The 17,981-nt window shown below is 63.5% G+C and carries 16 protein-coding genes and 1 pseudogene; 7 read left to right on the forward strand and 10 right to left on the reverse strand.

Annotated elements, in window-relative coordinates; genetic code table 11:
• The first annotated feature begins 3 nt into the window (after window positions 1-3).
• Window positions 4-1,344 carry a S41 family peptidase gene (locus A3728_RS17465; RefSeq protein WP_067926625.1) on the forward strand — a complete coding sequence of 447 codons (1,341 nt, stop codon included), beginning with the start codon at window positions 4-6 and terminating at the stop codon, window positions 1,342-1,344.
• Between the two features lie 103 nt (window positions 1,345-1,447).
• Here the strand turns inward: A3728_RS17465 and A3728_RS17470 are convergent, their stop codons facing one another.
• From A3728_RS17470 to ilvD, 4 genes are all read right to left on the reverse strand, one after another.
• Window positions 1,448-1,819 carry a hypothetical protein gene (locus A3728_RS17470; RefSeq protein ID WP_067926628.1) on the reverse strand — a complete coding sequence of 124 codons (372 nt, stop codon included), beginning with the start codon at window positions 1,817-1,819 and terminating at the stop codon, window positions 1,448-1,450.
• A 10-nt stretch (window positions 1,820-1,829) separates the two neighbouring features.
• Window positions 1,830-2,603 carry a DUF6478 family protein gene (locus A3728_RS17475; RefSeq protein ID WP_067926631.1) on the reverse strand — a complete coding sequence of 258 codons (774 nt, stop codon included), beginning with the start codon at window positions 2,601-2,603 and terminating at the stop codon, window positions 1,830-1,832.
• A gap of 115 nt (window positions 2,604-2,718) precedes the next feature.
• Entirely contained in the window at window positions 2,719-3,309 is a 591-nt protein-coding gene (locus A3728_RS17480; RefSeq protein ID WP_067926634.1) for a hypothetical protein, read from the reverse strand.
• Complete coding sequence (ilvD, locus tag A3728_RS17485) at window positions 3,290-5,056, reverse strand: dihydroxy-acid dehydratase (RefSeq protein WP_067926637.1); 1,767 nt, start codon at window positions 5,054-5,056, stop codon at window positions 3,290-3,292. Before ilvD ends, A3728_RS17480 begins: the two co-directional genes overlap by 20 nt.
• A 150-nt stretch (window positions 5,057-5,206) precedes the next feature.
• Between ilvD and A3728_RS17490 the strand changes: the two genes are divergently transcribed.
• From A3728_RS17490 to A3728_RS17510, 5 genes are read left to right on the forward strand one after another with little or no spacing between them, the layout of a single operon-like run.
• Entirely contained in the window at window positions 5,207-8,329 is a 3,123-nt protein-coding gene (locus A3728_RS17490; RefSeq protein WP_067926640.1) for an ABC transporter transmembrane domain-containing protein, read from the forward strand.
• On the forward strand, window positions 8,326-9,225 hold the full coding sequence (locus tag A3728_RS17495) for a CPBP family intramembrane glutamic endopeptidase (RefSeq protein ID WP_067926643.1): 900 nt from the start codon (window positions 8,326-8,328) through the stop codon (window positions 9,223-9,225). The genes A3728_RS17490 and A3728_RS17495 overlap by 4 nt, the downstream gene beginning before the upstream one ends.
• A 58-nt stretch (window positions 9,226-9,283) precedes the next feature.
• Entirely contained in the window at window positions 9,284-10,222 is a 939-nt protein-coding gene (accD, locus tag A3728_RS17500) for an acetyl-CoA carboxylase, carboxyltransferase subunit beta (protein WP_067926646.1), read from the forward strand.
• Window positions 10,219-11,493 (forward strand): bifunctional folylpolyglutamate synthase/dihydrofolate synthase, encoded by a 1,275-nt coding sequence (locus A3728_RS17505; protein ID WP_067926649.1) that lies wholly within the window; start codon window positions 10,219-10,221, stop codon window positions 11,491-11,493. Before accD ends, A3728_RS17505 begins: the two co-directional genes overlap by 4 nt.
• A 42-nt stretch (window positions 11,494-11,535) precedes the next feature.
• The gene (locus tag A3728_RS17510) at window positions 11,536-12,363 is read left to right on the forward strand and encodes a hypothetical protein (protein WP_067926652.1); all 828 of its coding nucleotides are present in this window, start codon (window positions 11,536-11,538) and stop codon (window positions 12,361-12,363) included.
• Here A3728_RS17510 and zapE read toward each other — a convergent pair.
• Window positions 12,336-13,418, reverse strand: coding sequence for a cell division protein ZapE (gene zapE, locus A3728_RS17515; protein WP_067926655.1), 1,083 nt, complete (start codon window positions 13,416-13,418; stop codon window positions 12,336-12,338). The genes A3728_RS17510 and zapE overlap by 28 nt on opposite strands.
• A 199-nt stretch (window positions 13,419-13,617) precedes the next feature.
• On the opposite strand from zapE, the gene A3728_RS17520 reads away from it, so the two are divergent.
• Window positions 13,618-14,802, forward strand: a complete 1,185-nt coding sequence (locus A3728_RS17520) for an MFS transporter (protein ID WP_443069093.1) — start codon at window positions 13,618-13,620, stop codon at window positions 14,800-14,802.
• A gap of 5 nt (window positions 14,803-14,807) precedes the next feature.
• Here A3728_RS17520 and A3728_RS17525 read toward each other — a convergent pair whose 3' ends face one another.
• The 5 genes and pseudogenes from A3728_RS17525 to A3728_RS17545 all read right to left on the reverse strand — a co-directional run.
• On the reverse strand, window positions 14,808-15,737 hold the full coding sequence (locus A3728_RS17525; protein WP_067926662.1) for an alpha/beta fold hydrolase: 930 nt from the start codon (window positions 15,735-15,737) through the stop codon (window positions 14,808-14,810).
• A complete protein-coding gene (locus tag A3728_RS17530) occupies window positions 15,734-16,654 on the reverse strand; it encodes an ornithine cyclodeaminase family protein (protein WP_067926665.1) in 921 nt (306 codons plus the stop codon). Before A3728_RS17530 ends, A3728_RS17525 begins: the two co-directional genes overlap by 4 nt.
• Window positions 16,651-17,271 carry an HAD family hydrolase gene (locus A3728_RS17535; RefSeq protein WP_067926669.1) on the reverse strand — a complete coding sequence of 207 codons (621 nt, stop codon included), beginning with the start codon at window positions 17,269-17,271 and terminating at the stop codon, window positions 16,651-16,653. The genes A3728_RS17530 and A3728_RS17535 overlap by 4 nt, the downstream gene beginning before the upstream one ends.
• A gap of 63 nt (window positions 17,272-17,334) precedes the next feature.
• A complete protein-coding gene (locus A3728_RS17540; RefSeq protein ID WP_067926672.1) occupies window positions 17,335-17,787 on the reverse strand; it encodes a YaiI/YqxD family protein in 453 nt (150 codons plus the stop codon).
• A gap of 18 nt (window positions 17,788-17,805) precedes the next feature.
• Window positions 17,806-17,981 (reverse strand): annotated as a pseudogene (locus A3728_RS17545) (S-formylglutathione hydrolase); the annotation flags it as partial.

The raw sequence follows: 17,981 nt of genomic DNA on the forward strand, positions 1-17,981 counted from the left end.
CAGATGAAGAAATTCGTAATGGCGGCTCTCGGCGGCACATTGGCCGGCGTGATTGCCACAACGCAGATTGCCGGGCCGTTGCTGGCGCAGGAATCCGTCAAGATCAACAACGTTTACGAACAGCTCGATCTCTTCGGTGACATCTTCGAACGTATCCGCGCCCAATACGTGGAAGAGGTTGACCCCGCCGATCTGATCGAAGCCGCAATCAACGGCATGCTGACATCGCTGGACCCGCATTCCAGCTACCTGTCCCCCCGCGACGCGCTGAAGATGCGCGAGCAGACCCGCGGTGAATTCGGCGGCCTGGGAATCGAGGTCACGCAGGAAGACGGCTTTGTGAAGGTCGTCTCCCCCATCGATGGCACCCCCGCCGCAGAGGCCGGGATCGAAGCCGGGGATTTCATCACCCATGTCGATGGCGAAAGCCTTCTGGGCCTGCTGCTGGACGATGCGGTCGAGATGATGCGCGGCCCCGTCGGGTCGGAGATTGTCATCACCGTCGTCCGCGAGGGCGAACAGGAACCCTTTGACGTGACCATCGTGCGCGACACCATCCAGTTGACCGCCGTGCGCGCACGGACGGAAGGTAAATCCGCCGTTCTGCGTGTGACCACCTTTAACGAACAGACCTTCCCCAAGCTGAAGGAAGGGCTGGAGGAGCAGATCGAAGCCGCGGACGGCATCGAGAACCTCAACGGTATCGTTCTTGACCTGCGCAACAATCCCGGTGGTTTGCTGAGCCAGGCAATCGCCGTTTCCGACGCTTTCCTTGAGGAAGGTGAGATCGTGAGCACGCGGGGCCGCGACCCCGCCGACGGGGACCGGGTGAACGCGACACCCGGCGATCTGGCAGAGGGCAAACCCATCGTGGTTTTGATCAACGGCGGCTCCGCCTCAGCGTCCGAAATCGTTGCGGGCGCGCTGCAGGATCACCGCCGGGCCATCGTGGTGGGCACCAAGAGCTTCGGCAAGGGGTCGGTGCAGACGGTCATGCCGCTGCGCTCCGACGGGGCGATGCGTCTGACGACGGCGCGCTACTACACCCCCTCGGGTCGTTCGATCCAGGCACTCGGCGTTTCGCCCGATATCGTTGTGGCGCAGCCCCCGGTGGTGCCCGGCAATGAAGAGGAAGAGGACGAAAGCCTCGCCCGGCCGCTGCGGTCGGAAGCGGACCTGCGCGGCAGCCTGAACAACGACAGCCTGTCGGACGATCAGATCAAGCAGATCGAGGAAGACCGCGAGAAGGCAGAACAGGCCGCCCAACTGCGCGAAGAGGACTATCAGTTGGCCTATGCCATCGACATCCTCAAGGGTCTGTCGGCGCTCGGTCCGCGGGACTGATAGGCAAGGGACCTGAAGTGAAGACAAAGGAACGCAGGCGAGAGCATCGCCTGCGTTCTTTACGTTACGGCGGATGATTTATGCCGGAGGGCGCAAAACCCTGTCAGGCGGTTTCGGTGCAATGCCGGCGGAATGCGCGCTTCAGCATGTCGAGCTCGGCACGCAGCAATTCGGTTTCGGCGCGGATGTCATCCCCCAGCACTTCGCCCATGATCAACGTCACATGGGCCAGCGTATCCCCGCTTGCGTCGTCGAGGATCAGCAGGGTCTGCACCCCGTCGGAGATCGCATCCGACGGGATGGGGAAGGAAAGCAGCCACTGCCCTTTCGCATCCGCAGGCTCAAGGGCCACGCCCTCCACCGTTTTTCCCAAGTGGGACACCGAGATGGCGGGGCTGTCGCCCCCGGTATGGCTGACGATCCCCCGCCATGTGCCCTGACGGATTCCGGTTTTGGTCACGGTCGTTGTGGCCATATCAGGGCTCCTAGATCTGTGCGCGCGGACGGCGGGAGAACGTTAGATCGCGAATGATGATCTCGTTCATCTCCGCCCCTTCGAAGATGAGGTCGATCCACGCCTTCTCCACGCGTTTTTCATTGAGGTTGGAATAGGCGAGGTCGAATTCGACGCGGATTTCCTTTTGGTCCAGCGGCAGTTCGCGGACGATCTGTTCGCTGTTGGGACCGTGCCGGATGTTGAGCCGCGCGAAAATTTCGAGCGGCTTCTCGGTTTCCACGATCAGGTCCATGCGCAAAAGGTGGTTGCGCTTCAACCCCTTTACCCCCGCTTCCGGCAGGTCGAGCACGAGGGACAGGAACGAGCCGTCGAACCGGAAGACATCCATGCGCAGCCCGTAGGGGGCAAGGTCCTCTTCCCGCAGGTTGCGCACCTGCCGCAGGGTGAGCTCGGAAAAGTCGCAGTCGTGGAACAGGGTAATCTCGTCTCCGAGGGTCGATTTCGTCGCGACCGAAGAGATGCCGGGCACCGGCAGCGCCCCACGCCACAGGTCGGGCCGCCATGCCCAGTCCGCATTATGTGGCTTGGGGAACCCGGTTGAGCCGACCAGCGGCAGGGAAAGCCGTTCATCCGCGTTGTGGATGAGGCTGTCGAGATGGACCTTCAACTGGCGCGCCCTGAGGCTCTGGCGTTCCAGCGTGGGCAGGTCGGTCCTGTCGGACCGCCGCGCGATCTTCGCCCATTGGCGGACCATGCTTGAAAACAGGGTAGTGTCGAGGAATGTCTCGCCTAGTTTGCCCATAACCTGCCTGGCCTTCTGCCTTTTCGGCACTCTATCGCCGGTCCCGCTATCGTTCAATCGCTTTGGCGACAGTGCAATGCGCGGTCTGTCACTGTTTCGCCTGCGGAAACTAGCCTCACTTGCTGGCGGCCCGAGTCCTTTCCAGCAGGGATGTCACCACCGCACGCCCCGCACGACCGGCGGCCCGGGCACCCGCCGGTTCATAGAAGGCGACCCCCACCATTCGGTCATTCAGCAGCATCGCACCGCGCCAATGCCGCTCCGAAAGCCCCTCCTGCGGGGCTGGGCCGCGGGCATGAAAGACGAGCTGGGCCGGCCCCTCGCTTGCGTCGGAAATTTCGTTCAGCGCGGCTGCCCGCGCGATTTCGGTGATGGTGGGCAGTGGGCCGTCGGGCGCGACCGGAAGCATGCTGACGCTGATGACACCGAGCGGGGCATTCAGGTCCGTGACCGGCCCGCCCAGTGCCTCGCAATGGGCCAGCAAGGCAAAGTCCTTGTCGATACTCGCCCGGTCGATGCAGAACCCCGAAGGCGGCACCAGCATGATCGCCCCGCCCGACATGCGCGCCCGCGCCAGCGGAAGCGTATCTTCCGCGCCCTCGGGGCTGCGCAGGGACAGGGTGCCGAAGCCCTGACCGGCCTCGCAGCCGGACAGGGCAAGCAGCGCAAGCGCTGTGAGAGGACCCTTACAGGTCCATGTAGTCATGCGTCTCGGCCTTGGCGCCGGGATGAGTGACCGCACCCAGATAGGTCGGCCCGACGAGCTGTGCGTATTTCCACAGGGCTCCGCTGGCATAATTCGTCGGGCGGGCACCTTTCCATTCAGCGCGGCGGCGCTCCAGTTCCGCGTCGTCGAGATCGACGGTGATGCTGCCTTCGATCGCGTTCAGCGTAATCATGTCGCCGTTCTTCAGCAGGGCGATTGGCCCGCCATGCGCAGCCTCTGGGCCAACGTGGCCGACGCAGAACCCCCGCGTCGCGCCCGAGAACCGCCCGTCGGTGATGAGGGCGACCTTCTTGCCCATGCCCTGACCGGACAGCGCTGCCGTGGTTGCCAACATCTCGCGCATGCCCGGGCCGCCTGCGGGGCCTTCGTTGCGAATGACGAAGACATCGCCTTCAGCGTAATTGCGGTTCTGCACCGCCTCGAAGGCATCCTGCTCACATTCGAATACAAGCGCGGGTCCTGTGAAAACGATGTCGTCCTCGCTCATGCCCGCGATCTTCACGATAGCCCCTTCGGGGGCAAGGTTGCCCTTCAGACCAACGACACCGCCGGTCTTGCTGATCGGGTTCTGAACGCTGTGGATGACCTTGCCGTCGGCTTCCCGGTCGATCTTGTCCAGTTCCTCGCCGATGGAATAGCCGGTCGCGGTCAGGCAGTCCTCATGCAACAGGCCCGCCTTACGCAGTTCCTTCATCACCACCGGCACGCCGCCCGCTTCGTAAAGGTCTTTGGCGACATATTGGCCGCCGGGCTTCATATCAACGAAGTAGGGTGTGTCGCGGAAGATTTCGCAGACGTCATCAAGGAAGAAATCGATCCCCGCCTCATGCGCCATGGCCGGAAGGTGCAGGCCCGCGTTGGTCGATCCGCCCGTGCAGGCCACGATCCGCGCCGCGTTCTCGAACGCCTGCCGGGTGCAGATGTCGCGCGCGCGGATGTTTTTCTCGATCAGGTTCATGACCGCCGCGCCGGAGGCTTCGGCATAGGCGTCACGCGATTCATAGGGGGCGGGCGCCCCCGAAGAGTTGGGCAGCGCGAGGCCGATGGCCTCGGACACGCAGGCCATGGTGTTGGCGGTGAACTGCCCGCCGCAGGCACCGGCCGATGGGCAGGCGACGCGCTCCAGCACTTCGAGCGCGGCCTGCGACATGGTGCCGTTCTGGAACCGGCCCACCGCTTCGAACATGTCCTGAACCGTGAGGTCGCGACTGGCGAAATCTTCCGGCACATCGGCACCCGCCGGCGCCTTGCCCGGCAGGATCGACCCCCCATACAGGAAGACTGACGGCACGTTCAGCCGGATCATCGCCATCATCATGCCCGGCAGGGATTTGTCGCAGCCCGCAAGCCCGACGATGGCATCGTAGCAATGGCCGCGCATGGTCAGTTCAACGGTATCGGCGATGGCTTCCCGCGACGCCAGTGATGAGCGCATGCCCTCGTGGCCCATGGCGATGCCGTCGGTGACAGTGATCGTGGTGAACTCCCGCGGTGTGCCCTGTTCGTTGCGCACGCCGATCTTTACAGCTTGCGCCTGACGGTTCAGCGCGATGTTGCAGGGGGCCGCTTCGTTCCAGCAGGTCGCAACGCCGACCAGCGGCTGGTGGATTTCCTCCTCCGTCATGCCCATGGCGTAATAATAGGACCGGTGCGGCGCACGCGCGGGGCCTTCGGTCACATGGCGGCTTGGCAGTTTGGACTTGTCGAAACGCTGGGTGGTGGACATGAAGATTGGCTCCCGGTTCAAGGTTGCCACGGGAATAAAGCCCGAGCCTTTTGGCTGCAAGCGTCATGCGTCTTGTTGTGCACTCCCGGTGCGACGCGTAGATTGCCCCAACCCCGAAACGGCCGCAGGCCCCAGCGAAAGTCACGGCGCATGGAGTCCAGCATATTTTCCTTTATCTGGAAGCATTCGCGCCGCGAGCAGCTTCATCTGCTCGGCCTCACACTGGTGACCTTTCCGTTTCTCTATGCCACGCTGGAATTGCCCAAGCGCATCATAAACGATGCCATCGGCGCCGCGAGCGAGACGGCGCGGCTGTGGCAGTTCGAGATAACACAGGTGCAGTTCCTACTGCTTCTCTGCTTTGCCTATCTCGCCGCGGTGCTGATCCATGGTTTGCTGAAAATGCGGCTCAACACCATGAAGGGCGTGGTGGCCGAGCGGTCGCTGAGGAGGTTCCGCTATCAGCTTATCTCCCGGATGATGCGCTTCCCCCGGAGCTATTTCCAGACCACCTCCCAGGGGGAGCTGGTTTCCATGATCACGTCCGAGGCCGAGCCGATGGGCGGTCTGATGGGCGATGCACTGGCGCAGCCGGTCTTTCAGGCCGGACAGATGCTGATCATCGTGGCCTTCCTGTTCATTCAATCGCCCTGGTTCGGATTGGCCGGGGTGGCGCTGATCCCGCTGCAGGCATGGTTGATCCCGCGCCTGCAGCGCCAGATCAATCAACTGAACAAGGAACGGATCGCCGAAGTCCGGCACCTGTCGGCCCGCATCGGAGAGACGGCGGCAGGGGTCACCGACCTGCGCACCAACGGGGGCTGGCGCCTGCGCCTTGCGGATTTCACCGAGCAGTTGGGCCGGTTGTTCACGATCCGCTTTCGCATCTATCAGAAAAAGTTTTTCATGAAGTTTCTCAACAACTTCATCACGCAACTGACGCCCTTCTTCTTCTACGCCATCGGCGGCTATCTGGCAATCAAGGGCCAGATCACCGTCGGGGCACTGGTGGCCGCGCTTGCCGCCTACAAGGATCTCAGCAGCCCGTGGAAGGAACTGCTGGCCTATTACAACCAGACCCAGGATATGGCACTGCGGTGGGATGTCGTCACCGAACGCTTCGCTCCGCGCAACGCGATCGATCCCGCCCTGTTCGAAGGGGTGCCGGAGGAGATTCCGCATTTACGGGGCGACATCAAGCTGCAGAACGTTTCTGTGCGCAACGGCGATGGCAACCTGCTGCTGGAGGACCTGACGCTTACCATTCCGCCCGGATCCCACGTCGCCGTGCAGATCGCGAACCCCTCGGAACGAGTGGCATTCTGCGACGTGCTCACGCGGGAGGTATTGCCCTCCAGAGGCCGTATCGAGATCGCCGGGCATGATCTGTCGCAGCTTCATCAGGCGGTCATCGCGGCGCGCATCGGCTATGCGCACAGCACCCCTTACATTTTTCAGGGGACGGTGCGGGACAACCTGCTCATGCCGCTGATGACCGGCCCGAAGACCGTCCTGTGGGACCCGGAGGGGCAAGACAGGGCCGCCATCGAAGCGGCACGGGCCGGGAACAGCCCCGATAGCCTGAAGGCAAATTGGCTCGATCCGGGCCTCGCCGATCTGGCCACGCAGCAGGACATCCACGACTGGTGGTTCGGCCTGACCCAGGCCCTGGGCATCACCGAAGCCATCGTGCGCAACATGCTGAACGCGCCCATGGATCCGGACAAGCACCCCGACCTCGTTCGGCATGTGCTGGATCTGCGCCCTCTCGTCGCGCGGCGGCTCGATGCAGCGGGGCTGAGCAAGCCGGTTCATCGGTTCGACCCGGAGAAGTTCAATCCGGCGATGCCGCTGGGCGGCAACCTGATCTTCGCCAGCCCCCGGCGCCCGATTTCGCAGGAAAACCTGGTGGAGCAACGGCAGTTTCTATCGCTCGTCGCCGAACACGGGCTGGCGGAACAGGGCATCGCCATCTCCCAGACCGTGGTGGAAACGCTGCATCAGGCCTTTGGCAACGACGGTACGGACCATCCGCTTTTCAACATGCTGGGCATTGAGGAACCTCTCTATGAGCAGTTGGTCGATATTGCCGAAAGGCGGCGGGCCTCCGGTGATGCGGCGCTGAGCGACGACGAATTCGCGCTGCTGCTGACCGTTCCCTTCGCCTTGACGGCAGAACAGATCGGGCCCGCCTTTCCCGAGAGCTTCAAGCAGGAGATCCTGCATCTGCGACGCACCGGGGGGGCCGCCCTGCGCGACAGGATGCGCGATTTGTTTGTCCCTATCGCACCGGATGCCTATCTGCCGCAGCTCACGGTGTTGGAAAACCTTATCTACGGTCGCATATCGGCAATGGCGGGTCTGCAACGGGATCTGATCGAGGACGTCGTGGCCGAGGTGCTGCGCGAACAGGGGCTATGGCAGATGCTGGCAGTCAATCTTTTCGACACGCCCACCACGATCGGTGGCAGCAACCTGCCCGCGGGCTTCCAGCAAAGGGTCGCGTTCAACCGGGCCGCGATCAAACGACCGGACATCATGGTATTCAATCAATCGCTGGCCGTGCACAGCACCGAAACCCGAGCGACGATCCGCACCAAGCTGGGGGAGTATCTGCCGCAGACGACCCAGATTTACGTGGATGACACGTTCGCCAACCCCGAAACCTTCGACATCCACGTGCAAATTCGCAATGGCCGGATCGATGGTGATGAGCCGGTGGAGCCCGCCCGCGCGGGGGAGGACGCGTCGGACGATCTGCGGCGCAAGTTGCGCGTCATTTCCCGCAACGCGCTTTTCGGCAGTCTGGACGCGCGCAGCCAGCGGCTGCTGGCCTTCGCCGCCCGCTGGTACGAGGCCGAAGCCGGGCAGCGTATCTTTACCACCGGTGAGCCGCCGGATGCGGCCTACCTTTGCCTTTCCGGCAAGGCGGAGCTCTCATGGCCGGGGACCGCGCGCGATGTTGCCCCGGTTTCGGAAGTGGGGCCTGGCCGCCTTATCGGGGATCTGGCGATCATCCTGAACGAACCCCGGCAGCTTGACCTGACGGCTGTGGAGCCGACGCTTTTCCTGCGGCTTGGGGCGAAGGAGTTTCTGGCAGTCGTCGAAAACGACCGCAAGATCTTGCTGACCTTGCTTCAGACAGTTGCAGGCAACCTGTCCGGTGCGGCGGACCGCATAAGATCCTCCTATACCGAGCCGCTTCGCGATGACCCGCCGGGGGGTGGCCGCGAAGGGGCGCCGAAATCGCCCGGGGAGGAACCCTCAGAATGATGCCGCCCGCCTCTTACCAGCCGCATGAAATCTTGGTCGCCCCCGCGCGCCCCAGCCGCGCGCTTTGGCGACTGGTGCTTGGCTTTCTGCTGGCAGGCGCCGCCTATCTCGCTCTGGCGCAGGTCTTTTTCCAGACGGCATATTCGCTCGCAGGCGGGGGCGGGCTCGCGTTTTTTGAGCGGATGATGAGCGGGCAGAGCCCTGCCGCCATGTACCTGCTGCTTTTCTCTTTCGGTCTCATGATCGTCGGTGTGGCCATGGCGTTGCGCGTGGTGCACCGCCGGTCGCTGGCCGGCTTGCTTGGACCGCGCGCGCTCTTCGTCAGGCAGTTCGGCGTGGTGACCGTGGCGCTTTTGCTTCTCGGCGTCGTGATTCTGCTGCTCCCGCCATGGGGCATGGGGGGAGAGCTAATTCCCAACCTGCCGTTCGGTCGCTGGTTCTTGTTGCTGCCCCTTTCGTTGCTTGCGGTTCTGGTCCAGGTATCGGCAGAGGAGATCGTCTTCAGGGGCTATCTGCAACAGCAACTGGCTGCGCGTTTCGACTCACCCGTGATCTGGATGGCGGTGCCCTCGGTGGTCTTCGCGATGGGTCACTATCTGCCGGAGGCGGCAGGGCCGAACGCCCTGATGGTCGCGCTCTGGGCCGGTGTCTTCGGCATGCTGATGGCCGATCTGACTGCGCGGGCAGGGTCATTGGGCCCCGCCATCGCGGCGCATTTCGTCAACAACATCACCGCCATCCTCGTGGTGTCACTGCCCGACGACCTTTCGGGGCTGTCGCTCTACCTCACGCCCTTCTCCATGGCCGATGTCGAAGCCATGCGCGGCTGGCTGCCGGTGGATTTCGCGCTGATGTTCGTGTCTTGGCTGGCGGCGCGGCTGGCGCTTCGGCGTTGATTGCAATTTCGCGCGGCGGGGCTTATTTCGGGCGAACAAGCGTCAGCAGGGGCTCTCAATGAACTGGATCACGAACTACGTCCGTCCGCGGATCAATTCGATCTTTTCGCGTCGCGAGACGCCCGACAACCTATGGACGAAATGTGACGAATGCGGAACCATGCTGTTCCACCGTGAGATCTCGGAAAACCTGAACGTCTGCACGAACTGCGGCCACCATATGCCGATTTCGCCCCGCGACCGTTTCAAGGCGCTGTTCGATGGCGGTATTTTTACCGAAGTGAAGGTGCCCCAGCCCACCGCAGACCCGCTGCATTTCCGGGATCAGAAGAAATATCCCGATCGTCTGAAAGCGGCGCAGAAGGAAACCGGTGAAACCGAGGCCATGCTCGTGGCCCGCGGTGAAATTGGCCGCACCCCCATCGTCGCCGCCGCGCAGGACTTTTCCTTCATGGCAGGCTCCATGGGGATGTATGTGGGCAATGCCATAATCGCCGCCGCCAAGGAGGCGGTGAAGCTGAGACGCCCGCTGGTGCTTTTCTCTGCCGCGGGCGGCGCGCGGATGCAGGAGGGTATCCTCAGCCTGATGCAGATGCCGCGCACGACGGTCGCGGTGCAGATGCTGAAGGAAGCTGGCCTGCCCTATATCGTGGTGCTCACCCATCCGACGACAGGCGGGGTCACCGCTTCCTACGCGATGCTCGGCGATGTGCAGATTGCAGAACCCAATGCGCTGATCTGTTTCGCCGGTCCGCGTGTGATCCAGCAGACCATCGGGGAAAAACTGCCCGAAGGCTTCCAGCGGGCCGAATACCTGCTCGACCACGGTATGCTGGACCGGGTCACCCCCCGTACCGAATTGCGTGAGGAACTGACGACCATCCTGCGGATGCTGACCGGAAAGCCCCCCGCCGTGCGCGGCGACCTGCCCGCCCCCAGCGAAGGGGGCGAGCTTCCGCATGCGCTCAGCCCCGAGGCGGACAAACCCGCGAAATGACGGAAGTATCGTCGGACGTCATCCTGCAACGGATGATGTCGCTGCACCCCAAGGTCATCGATCTTACGCTGGATCGCATGTGGCGGCTGCTGGATGCGCTGGGCAACCCGCAGAATGACCTGCCGCCGGTGATCCATATCGCGGGCACCAACGGCAAGGGGTCCACGCTGGCGATGATCCGTGCCGGGCTGGAAGCGGACGGCCATAGGGTGCATGCCTATACCTCGCCCCATCTGGCGCGCTTTCACGAACGTATCCGCCTTGCCGGAACGCTGATCGATGAGGCTGCGCTCAGCGCGGTACTCGATGAATGCTATGCTGCGAATGGCGGCGAAAACATCACCTATTTCGAGATCACGACCGCCGCTGCCCTGCTGAGTTTCGCCCGGACGCCCGCGGACTACACTCTGCTCGAAGTGGGGCTCGGGGGGCGGCTGGACGCCACGAATGTCGTTGAATCGCCTGAGTTGACAGTGATCACGCCGGTCTCGGTGGATCATCAGCAGTTTCTTGGCGACACGCTTGCCCAGATCGCGGGGGAAAAGGCGGGCATCATCAAACGGCGCGTGCCTTGCGTCGTCGGTCCGCAGGAAGTGGTGGCGCTGGAGGTGATAGAGGCCCGGGCCAATGCGTGCGCAGCCCCGTTGCTCGCCTATGGCCAGCATTGGCACGCCCATCCCGAAGGCGACCGTATGGTCTTTCAGGATGAGAGAGGTCTGCTGGACCTTCCGCGCCCCAACCTGCTCGGCGACCATCAGATCGCAAACGCGGGGTCGGCGCTGGCGGCGCTGCGGTACCTCGGCGCCTCGGAGGCCGCTTTCGAGTCGGCGGTATCGCAGGCCGAATGGCCTGCGCGCATGCAGCGGCTGACCTCCGGTCCCTTGGCCACACAAGCGCCGGAGGTGGAGCTCTGGCTGGACGGCGGGCACAACCCTGCCGCGGGAATTGCCATCGCCTCCGCCCTTGCGGCGATGCCGGAAAGGCCCACGCACCTGATTTGCGGGATGCTCAACACCAAGGATGTGAAGGGCTACCTCAGGCCACTGGCCGCGCGGGCCGATCACCTCTGGGCGGTCTCGATCCCGGGGGAGGCGAATACATTGCCCGCCGCGGAGACCGCTGGCGCTGCCATTTCAGTGGGGCTGGACGCAAGCGAAGCGGCAGGCGTGTCGGATGCTCTGGCGCGGATCGTGGAGCGCGAACCGCAGGCCCGCGTGTTGATTTGCGGCTCTCTCTACCTAGCCGGGAACGTGTTGCGCGAAAACGTCTAGCAGCCGATTTCACGCGCTCCCCCGGGCGAGCCGCAGAATCTGGTGTATGCTTGGGGTGCATCGAAAATTGCCGTCGAAGCACCCGCCGCCTACCAGATATACGAGCTTGCCATGCAGGAAAATTCCGCTTCCGCAAAGAATAATGCCCCGCGCGAGGGTTCTCCGCTGGCGCTGGCCATCTATGCCTTTTTCGGGGTGGCAATCATCGTTGTTGGCCTTTTCGTACTGCGTGCGCAGATGACGGGCGATCATTTTGAAATGTCGGGCCCGATGCTCGATTATTCCGACGAAACGGGGGAGGGGGCGGCGTTGTCGCCCGCCGCCCTGCCGCCGGTCCACCCCCCCGCCGAAGCACTTTCCGAAGGCGAGGAGCAGGCCGCGCATGAACCTACCTCCGTCAGGGTCATGGCCACCGCGCAGGACCGGGCCATCGACATGGACGCGCTACTGACCGCCATGCTGGACCGGCTCGGCCAGCCAAAGGCCGCTTCCCAACCGCTGCGAGACAGGCTGAGCGTGACCTTGGAACAGGGACGTTCGGATGCCTATATCGATACGTTTCTGAATGCCGCAATCACCCGTGGCGACATCGAACCGCCCCTCGCGCTGACGACTGTCGCCGGGCGGCTGGATACCGATACCCTGCTCGAAACCCTAGTGCTTGCGACCGATAGCTTTGAGACGGCGGCGCATCGTGCATTCGCCAGTGCCCGCCCCCATGAGTTGCGCCCTACGGACAGTTTCGCGGGGCTTTCGCTGCATTACTACGGGCATCCGCTGGCACATGATCTTATCGCCGGCGCGAACGAGGACCGGGCGAGCCTTGCGGACGCCGAGGTCGGTCAGGTCGTTTCCATCCCCGCCTTCTGATCGCCCCAGTCTTCTGACTGCATCTCCCGCAGGCGGGAGGCGGTGCGCTCGAATTCGAAACTGCCCTCACCTTCGAGGTAGAGCATCTCCGGCTCGGCTGCCGCAGAACAGATGAGCCGCACCCGCGCTTCGTAGAGCGCATCGATCAGGGTGACGAAGCGCTTGGCCTCGTTGAAATTCGACCGCCCCAGCCGGGGCACGTCGTCCAGCAGCAGCACACGCACGGATTCCGCCACCGCGAGGTAATCGGCGGGGCCGAGGGGCCTGCCGCAAAGCTCGTGGAATTCCGCCCGCGCGATCCCGTTGCGAAAGGCGGGCAGCATGATGTCGCGTCCCTTGACATGCAGGGTCAGCGGTGTGCCCGGCCCCCCGGCCAGATCGTCCCAGACGGCATTCATGGCGGCGCGGCTTTCGTCGTTCACGGGGGTGAAATAGACCTGCATTCCCGAAAGCCGGTCCTGCCGGTAGTCGGTCGGGCTGGCCAGTTCATGGACAACCATATGCTCTTCGATCAACTCGATGAACGGCAGAAAGAGTTGCCGGTTCAACCCGTTCTTGTAAAGGTCCTGCGGGACGCGGTTCGACGTCGTGATGACCACGACGCCCGCACTGAAGAGCGCCTCGAACAGGCGGCCCACGATCATCGCGTCGGTGATATCGGTGATCTGCATTTCGTCGAAGGCCAGCAGCCGCACACTTTCCGCCACATCGCGGGCAACCGGCGCAATGGCATCGTCTACACCCGTTTGACGCGCCGCATGTAGTGCCGTGTGAATTTCCTGCATGAAGGCATGAAAATGCACCCTCCGGGCGGGGATATCGTCCAACGTGGATACGAAGAGATCCATCAGCATGGATTTCCCCCGGCCCACCCCGCCCCAAAGGTAAAGGCCCTTCGGGGGTTCGGGCGCGCGGCGGAACAACCCCTTGCGGGCCGGCGCTTTCAGCCCATCGCGAATGCGGTCGAACTCCGCGATCACGGCGTCCTGCGCGGGATCGTGTTTGAGCTGCCCGGAGGCGATCTTTTCGTCGAAGAGTGCGCGCATCGTCGTCATGGCGCAGGCTTACTACCCCCTGCAGGGGATGGAAAGCGGGGGCGAAGGTGGGCGGCGGGAGATGGGTGTCGAGGGCTATTCCCCCTGCCGGGGATTGGGCATAGTCTGCCGTCGTTCACCCCCCCCCCGGAAGGACCTTTTGTTGGAATACCGCAGTTCGCTTTTCACGCCGGTCCTTATCGTAGGCTGCGTGATCATCATGGTCAGTTTCGCCGTGCGCGCCTCCTTCGGGGTATTCCAGATCCCCATCGCCGAAGAGTTCGCCTGGGCGCGGAGCGAGTTTTCACTGGCCATCGCGATCCAGAACCTCGCATGGGGGATCGGGCAACCCATCTTCGGGGCGCTGGCGGAAAAGATAGGCGACCGCCGCGCGATCATCATGGGGGCGTTGATCTATGCGCTGGGATTGGCGCTTTCGGCGCAATCCACCCTGCCGATCGAACATCAGGCCTATGCGTGGCTGGTGGGATTCGGCATCGCGGGAACGGGATTCGGCGTCATCCTCGCCGTCGTGGGGCGGGCATCATCGGACGAAAACCGCTCCATGTCTCTCGCGCTTGTTACGGCTGCGGGCAGCGCCGGGCAGGTCTTTGGCGCTCCGGTCGCTGAATGGATGCTGACGTTTCTGACGTGGCAGATGACCTTCCTTGTTTTCGCGGGGGTTGTCCTCTCGCTCGTGCTGACGCTTCCTTTCATGCGTGCGCCCGCCATGGCCAGCAAGGCGGAGCTGGAAGAATCCATGGGCCAGATCCTCGTCAAGGCGTTCCGCGATCCGTCCTATTCCCTCATTTTCCTCGGCTTTTTCTCCTGCGGCTACCAGCTTGCCTTCATCACCGCGCATTTCCCGGCCTTCGTGACTGAGATGTCGGGCCCGATCGTGCCGGGGGGCGTTCTGCACAACATCGGCATCACCACGACCTCTGCGCTGGGGGCGGTAGCGATATCGCTCATCGGGCTTGCCAATATCGCGGGGACGCTTCTGGCTGGCTGGGCGGGCAAGCGGTATTCCAAGAAATATCTGCTGGCGGGGATCTACACGGGCCGGACCCTGATTGCCGCGATTTTCATACTCCTGCCCATTACCCCGCTCAGCGTCATTCTGTTTTCCGTCGGAATGGGTGCGCTGTGGCTGGCGACCGTACCGCTCACCAGTGGGCTGGTCGCCCATATCTACGGGTTGCGTTACATGGGCACGCTCTACGGTATCGTGTTCTTCAGCCATCAGCTTGGCAGCTTTATCGGTGTCTGGCTGGGGGGGCGTCTTTACGACGTTTACGGAAATTACACCGCCGTGTGGTGGATCGGCGTGGCGGTCGGGGCGTTCAGCGCGATCGTGCATCTGCCCATCCGCGAACGGCGGCTCGAAGGACTGGTCACTGCCTGAGCGGCTCAGCGGCCCGCAAGTGCGATCAGTTCGCTGCGCAGGATGCGCAGCACCTCGTTCGTATGGGTATAGGGCAGGCCGTGCCCGGCGCCGGGGATCACTTCCTGCACCGCGGAACGGTTCCATTCGGCAAGCGTCCCTACGCAGGAAAGCGGTATCACGTCATCGTCCCGCCCCCAGACAGCGAGAACGGGCAGGCCTTGTTGGGCGATACGGGTGTGCGCCTCCCGCTGGTCAGCCGCCAGTATCCCGCGCAGGCTCGACAGGACGGACCGGATGAAGCCGCGCGAGTCCAGCTCTGCGGTTTGCAGCTTTCCGATGTCGGGGACGGAACTGGGAAGGTCCCGCTCCGCCTCTACCCCCTTGCGGAACTGGCGCGGATAAACGGCGTGCATCAACCAGTCGCCCAATAGGGGACTGCTGCGAATGATGTTGATCATCCGCCCCGCCGGAACCCGCATTCCGGCAGGTGCGAGCAGTACCAGTTGCTGTATGCGGCCCGGATGTTCGGCGGCGAAGGACGTGGCGATAGCACCGCCCATCGAATAGCCGATGAGGGTGATATCGTCCCCCACGCCCACATGATCCAGCAATTCCCTCAATTGCCGGTGAAAGAACTGTGCGTCCTGCCTCGTTCGGGGGCGATCGGAATAGCCGCGCCCATAGAGGTCATAGACCAAGACACGGCATCCCATCAGCGCGAGGCCACGCGCCAGGCCGCGGTAAACGAAGCTGGGTGTGGTAAGCCCGTGGACGCAGACCACCACAGGGCCGGTTCGCGGCCCGAACCAGTCGTAATGGGTGACCCCCATCGACAGTCTGGCGAAATGACCGGGCGCGTTGCCCCGGACCCGGTCGTCCATGGGGCGGCGGCGGTATTCGGTTGCCAGCGGCGCCGCTGCACCGACGCCCAGCAACAGCCAGAGCCAGCTCACCTGTTCGCCATCCAGCGGTCGAGAATATGCCGGCTGGTCATGAGATCGAGATGCGCGCCCCCGCCATTCTTGAACAGCGTGATTTCGTCGTCCGAACGGCGCTCGAAGGCCGATAGTTCATAGTAGTCGGCCAGAATGTCGTCTTGGGTGATCGTGCCTGCCTGCACCGGTATCTCGATTTCCCCGATATGTCCCAGCGTGGTGGCCCGGCTGTCGACGAAGATACGGGACCGGGTCAGCGCAGCATCATCGGCTTCCCGCATGTCGGGGCGGTAGGCTCCCACCAGATCGAGATGCTGGCCCGGTTTCAGCCACTCCCCCCGGATGAAGGGGTCGGTGGACATGGTGGCGCTGGTGATGATGTCCGCCTCTGCCATGGCGTCCTGGAGGTCGGAGGCGACGGTGACCCCCGGCAGATCGCCCGCCAGCCGTTCCGCATTGGCCTGCGTGCGGTTCCACACGAGAAAGCGCGCATCGGGAAAGGCCGCCGAATAGGCCGCATGCAATCCGCGCGCCTGCGTCCCCGCCCCCAGTATGAGGATGCAGCGGGAATCGGGCCGCGCCAACCGCCGCGCGGCAAGCAGGCTGTCCCCGGCGGTCTTCCACTTTGTCACAAGGTGAAAGTCGATGATCGCGGCCAGCGTGCCGTCCCTGTCTGAATAGAGATTCACGCCGCCATTGACCGCGGGTTTCCCCTGCGCCGCATTGCCGGGGAAGATCGTCGCGGTCTTCACCGCGCTGCCCAACCCGTCGATCCATGCGGCACGGGAAAGGAGCGTGTCTTCCCCACGATACAGAAACGTATCCCCGATTTCCGCGCGGGGCCTTTCGTGACCTTCCGCCAGCGCATCTGACAGCGCGATCCAGTCCAGCAGGCGGTCGCCCGTTTCGAATTCGATGAAGGGGACGGCGCTCATGCGGCTTCCGCAGTGGTGAGGAGCCCTTCCTCCACCAGCCGGTCCGCCCAGCCGCGCGGGCCTTCGAAGTGATGCGTCTTCCACCCCCGTTCCGCCGCCACGCGGATATTGTCCGCCCGGTCATCGGTAAAGATGAGCCGCCCGGGCGCCACGGCGGAGACGGTCTCCACTTCGGCATAAATCGCCGGGTCGGGCTTTATGGTGCCGATGTGGCCCGAAATGAAATCACGGTCGAACCGCCGCAGGAAGGGGTAGTGGCGGGCCGCTAAGTCATAGCTCTGGATACCGAAGTTGGTGAGCGAGAAGACCGGGATCCCCTTGGCCTGCAAGGCTTCCATCAGGCGCAGTGAGTGGCTGATCACGGGGGTGGCCATTTCGATCCAGCGATCGTGCCACATTTCGATCTCTGGCCGCCATTCGGGATGGGCCGCCGCGGTTTCATAGATCGTCTCACGAAAGGGATTGCCGGTATCAACGCGGTCGTTCATCGCGTGCAGGTCCACCGCCCCGAACATCTCGGCCCGCCGTTCTGGCCCGATCTGCGCGTCATAGAATTTTTCTGGCTGCCATTCGATCAATACGTTGCCGATGTCGAAGACCACTGCTTCTGGCCGCATTTTCATTCCTTCTGCCTCGCCAATCAGGCAAGGGTGTCATGCTGTTTTCCTAGTGAAACCGGTTCAGCCGCGCATCGCTGCACGCAGTTCCCGTTCGAGCGCGTTCAGGAAACGGGAGCGGTCGGCCTTTGTAAAGCCCTTGCCCCCGCCCTGACGGAACGGATCCGCCGCGCGCAGGTCCGCCATCAGGTCACGTGTAGCGAGTGCATTGCCCACATTGGCGGCGGTGAGGGGGGCGCCGTCGTGCTTCAGAACCCGGGCACCCGCTTCGACGCAACGGGCCGCGAGCGGGATGTCCCCCGTTATCACCACGTCACCGGGCCCGCAGCGCTCGGCGATCCACATGTCTGCCACATCCGGCCCATCGGGAACGATGACGGTTTCCACCAGCGGATTGCGCGACAGGCGCAGCCCGCCGTTCGACACCAGAAAGAGGCGCACGCCGTGGCGGCTCGCCACGCGCTCCGCCTCTTCCTTCACCGGGCAGGCGTCGGCATCGACGTAGACAGCCGTCATGCGGTTGTCGCCTTGGCGTCAGCCCGCATGTAGCGCATCGGCGTGGAAGGCGACGTGATCTTCCATGAAGGTCGAAATGAAGAAATAGCTGTGATCATAGCCCGGCTGCATCCGGAAGGTCATCTGCTGGCGTCGCTTGGCTGCCGCCTCGGCCAGTGCTTCGGGCATCAGAAGGTCGAGGAACTGATCCTCGG

It is taken from the genome of Sulfitobacter sp. HI0040 (assembly GCF_001634885.1).
Lineage (GTDB): Bacteria > Pseudomonadota > Alphaproteobacteria > Rhodobacterales > Rhodobacteraceae > Sulfitobacter.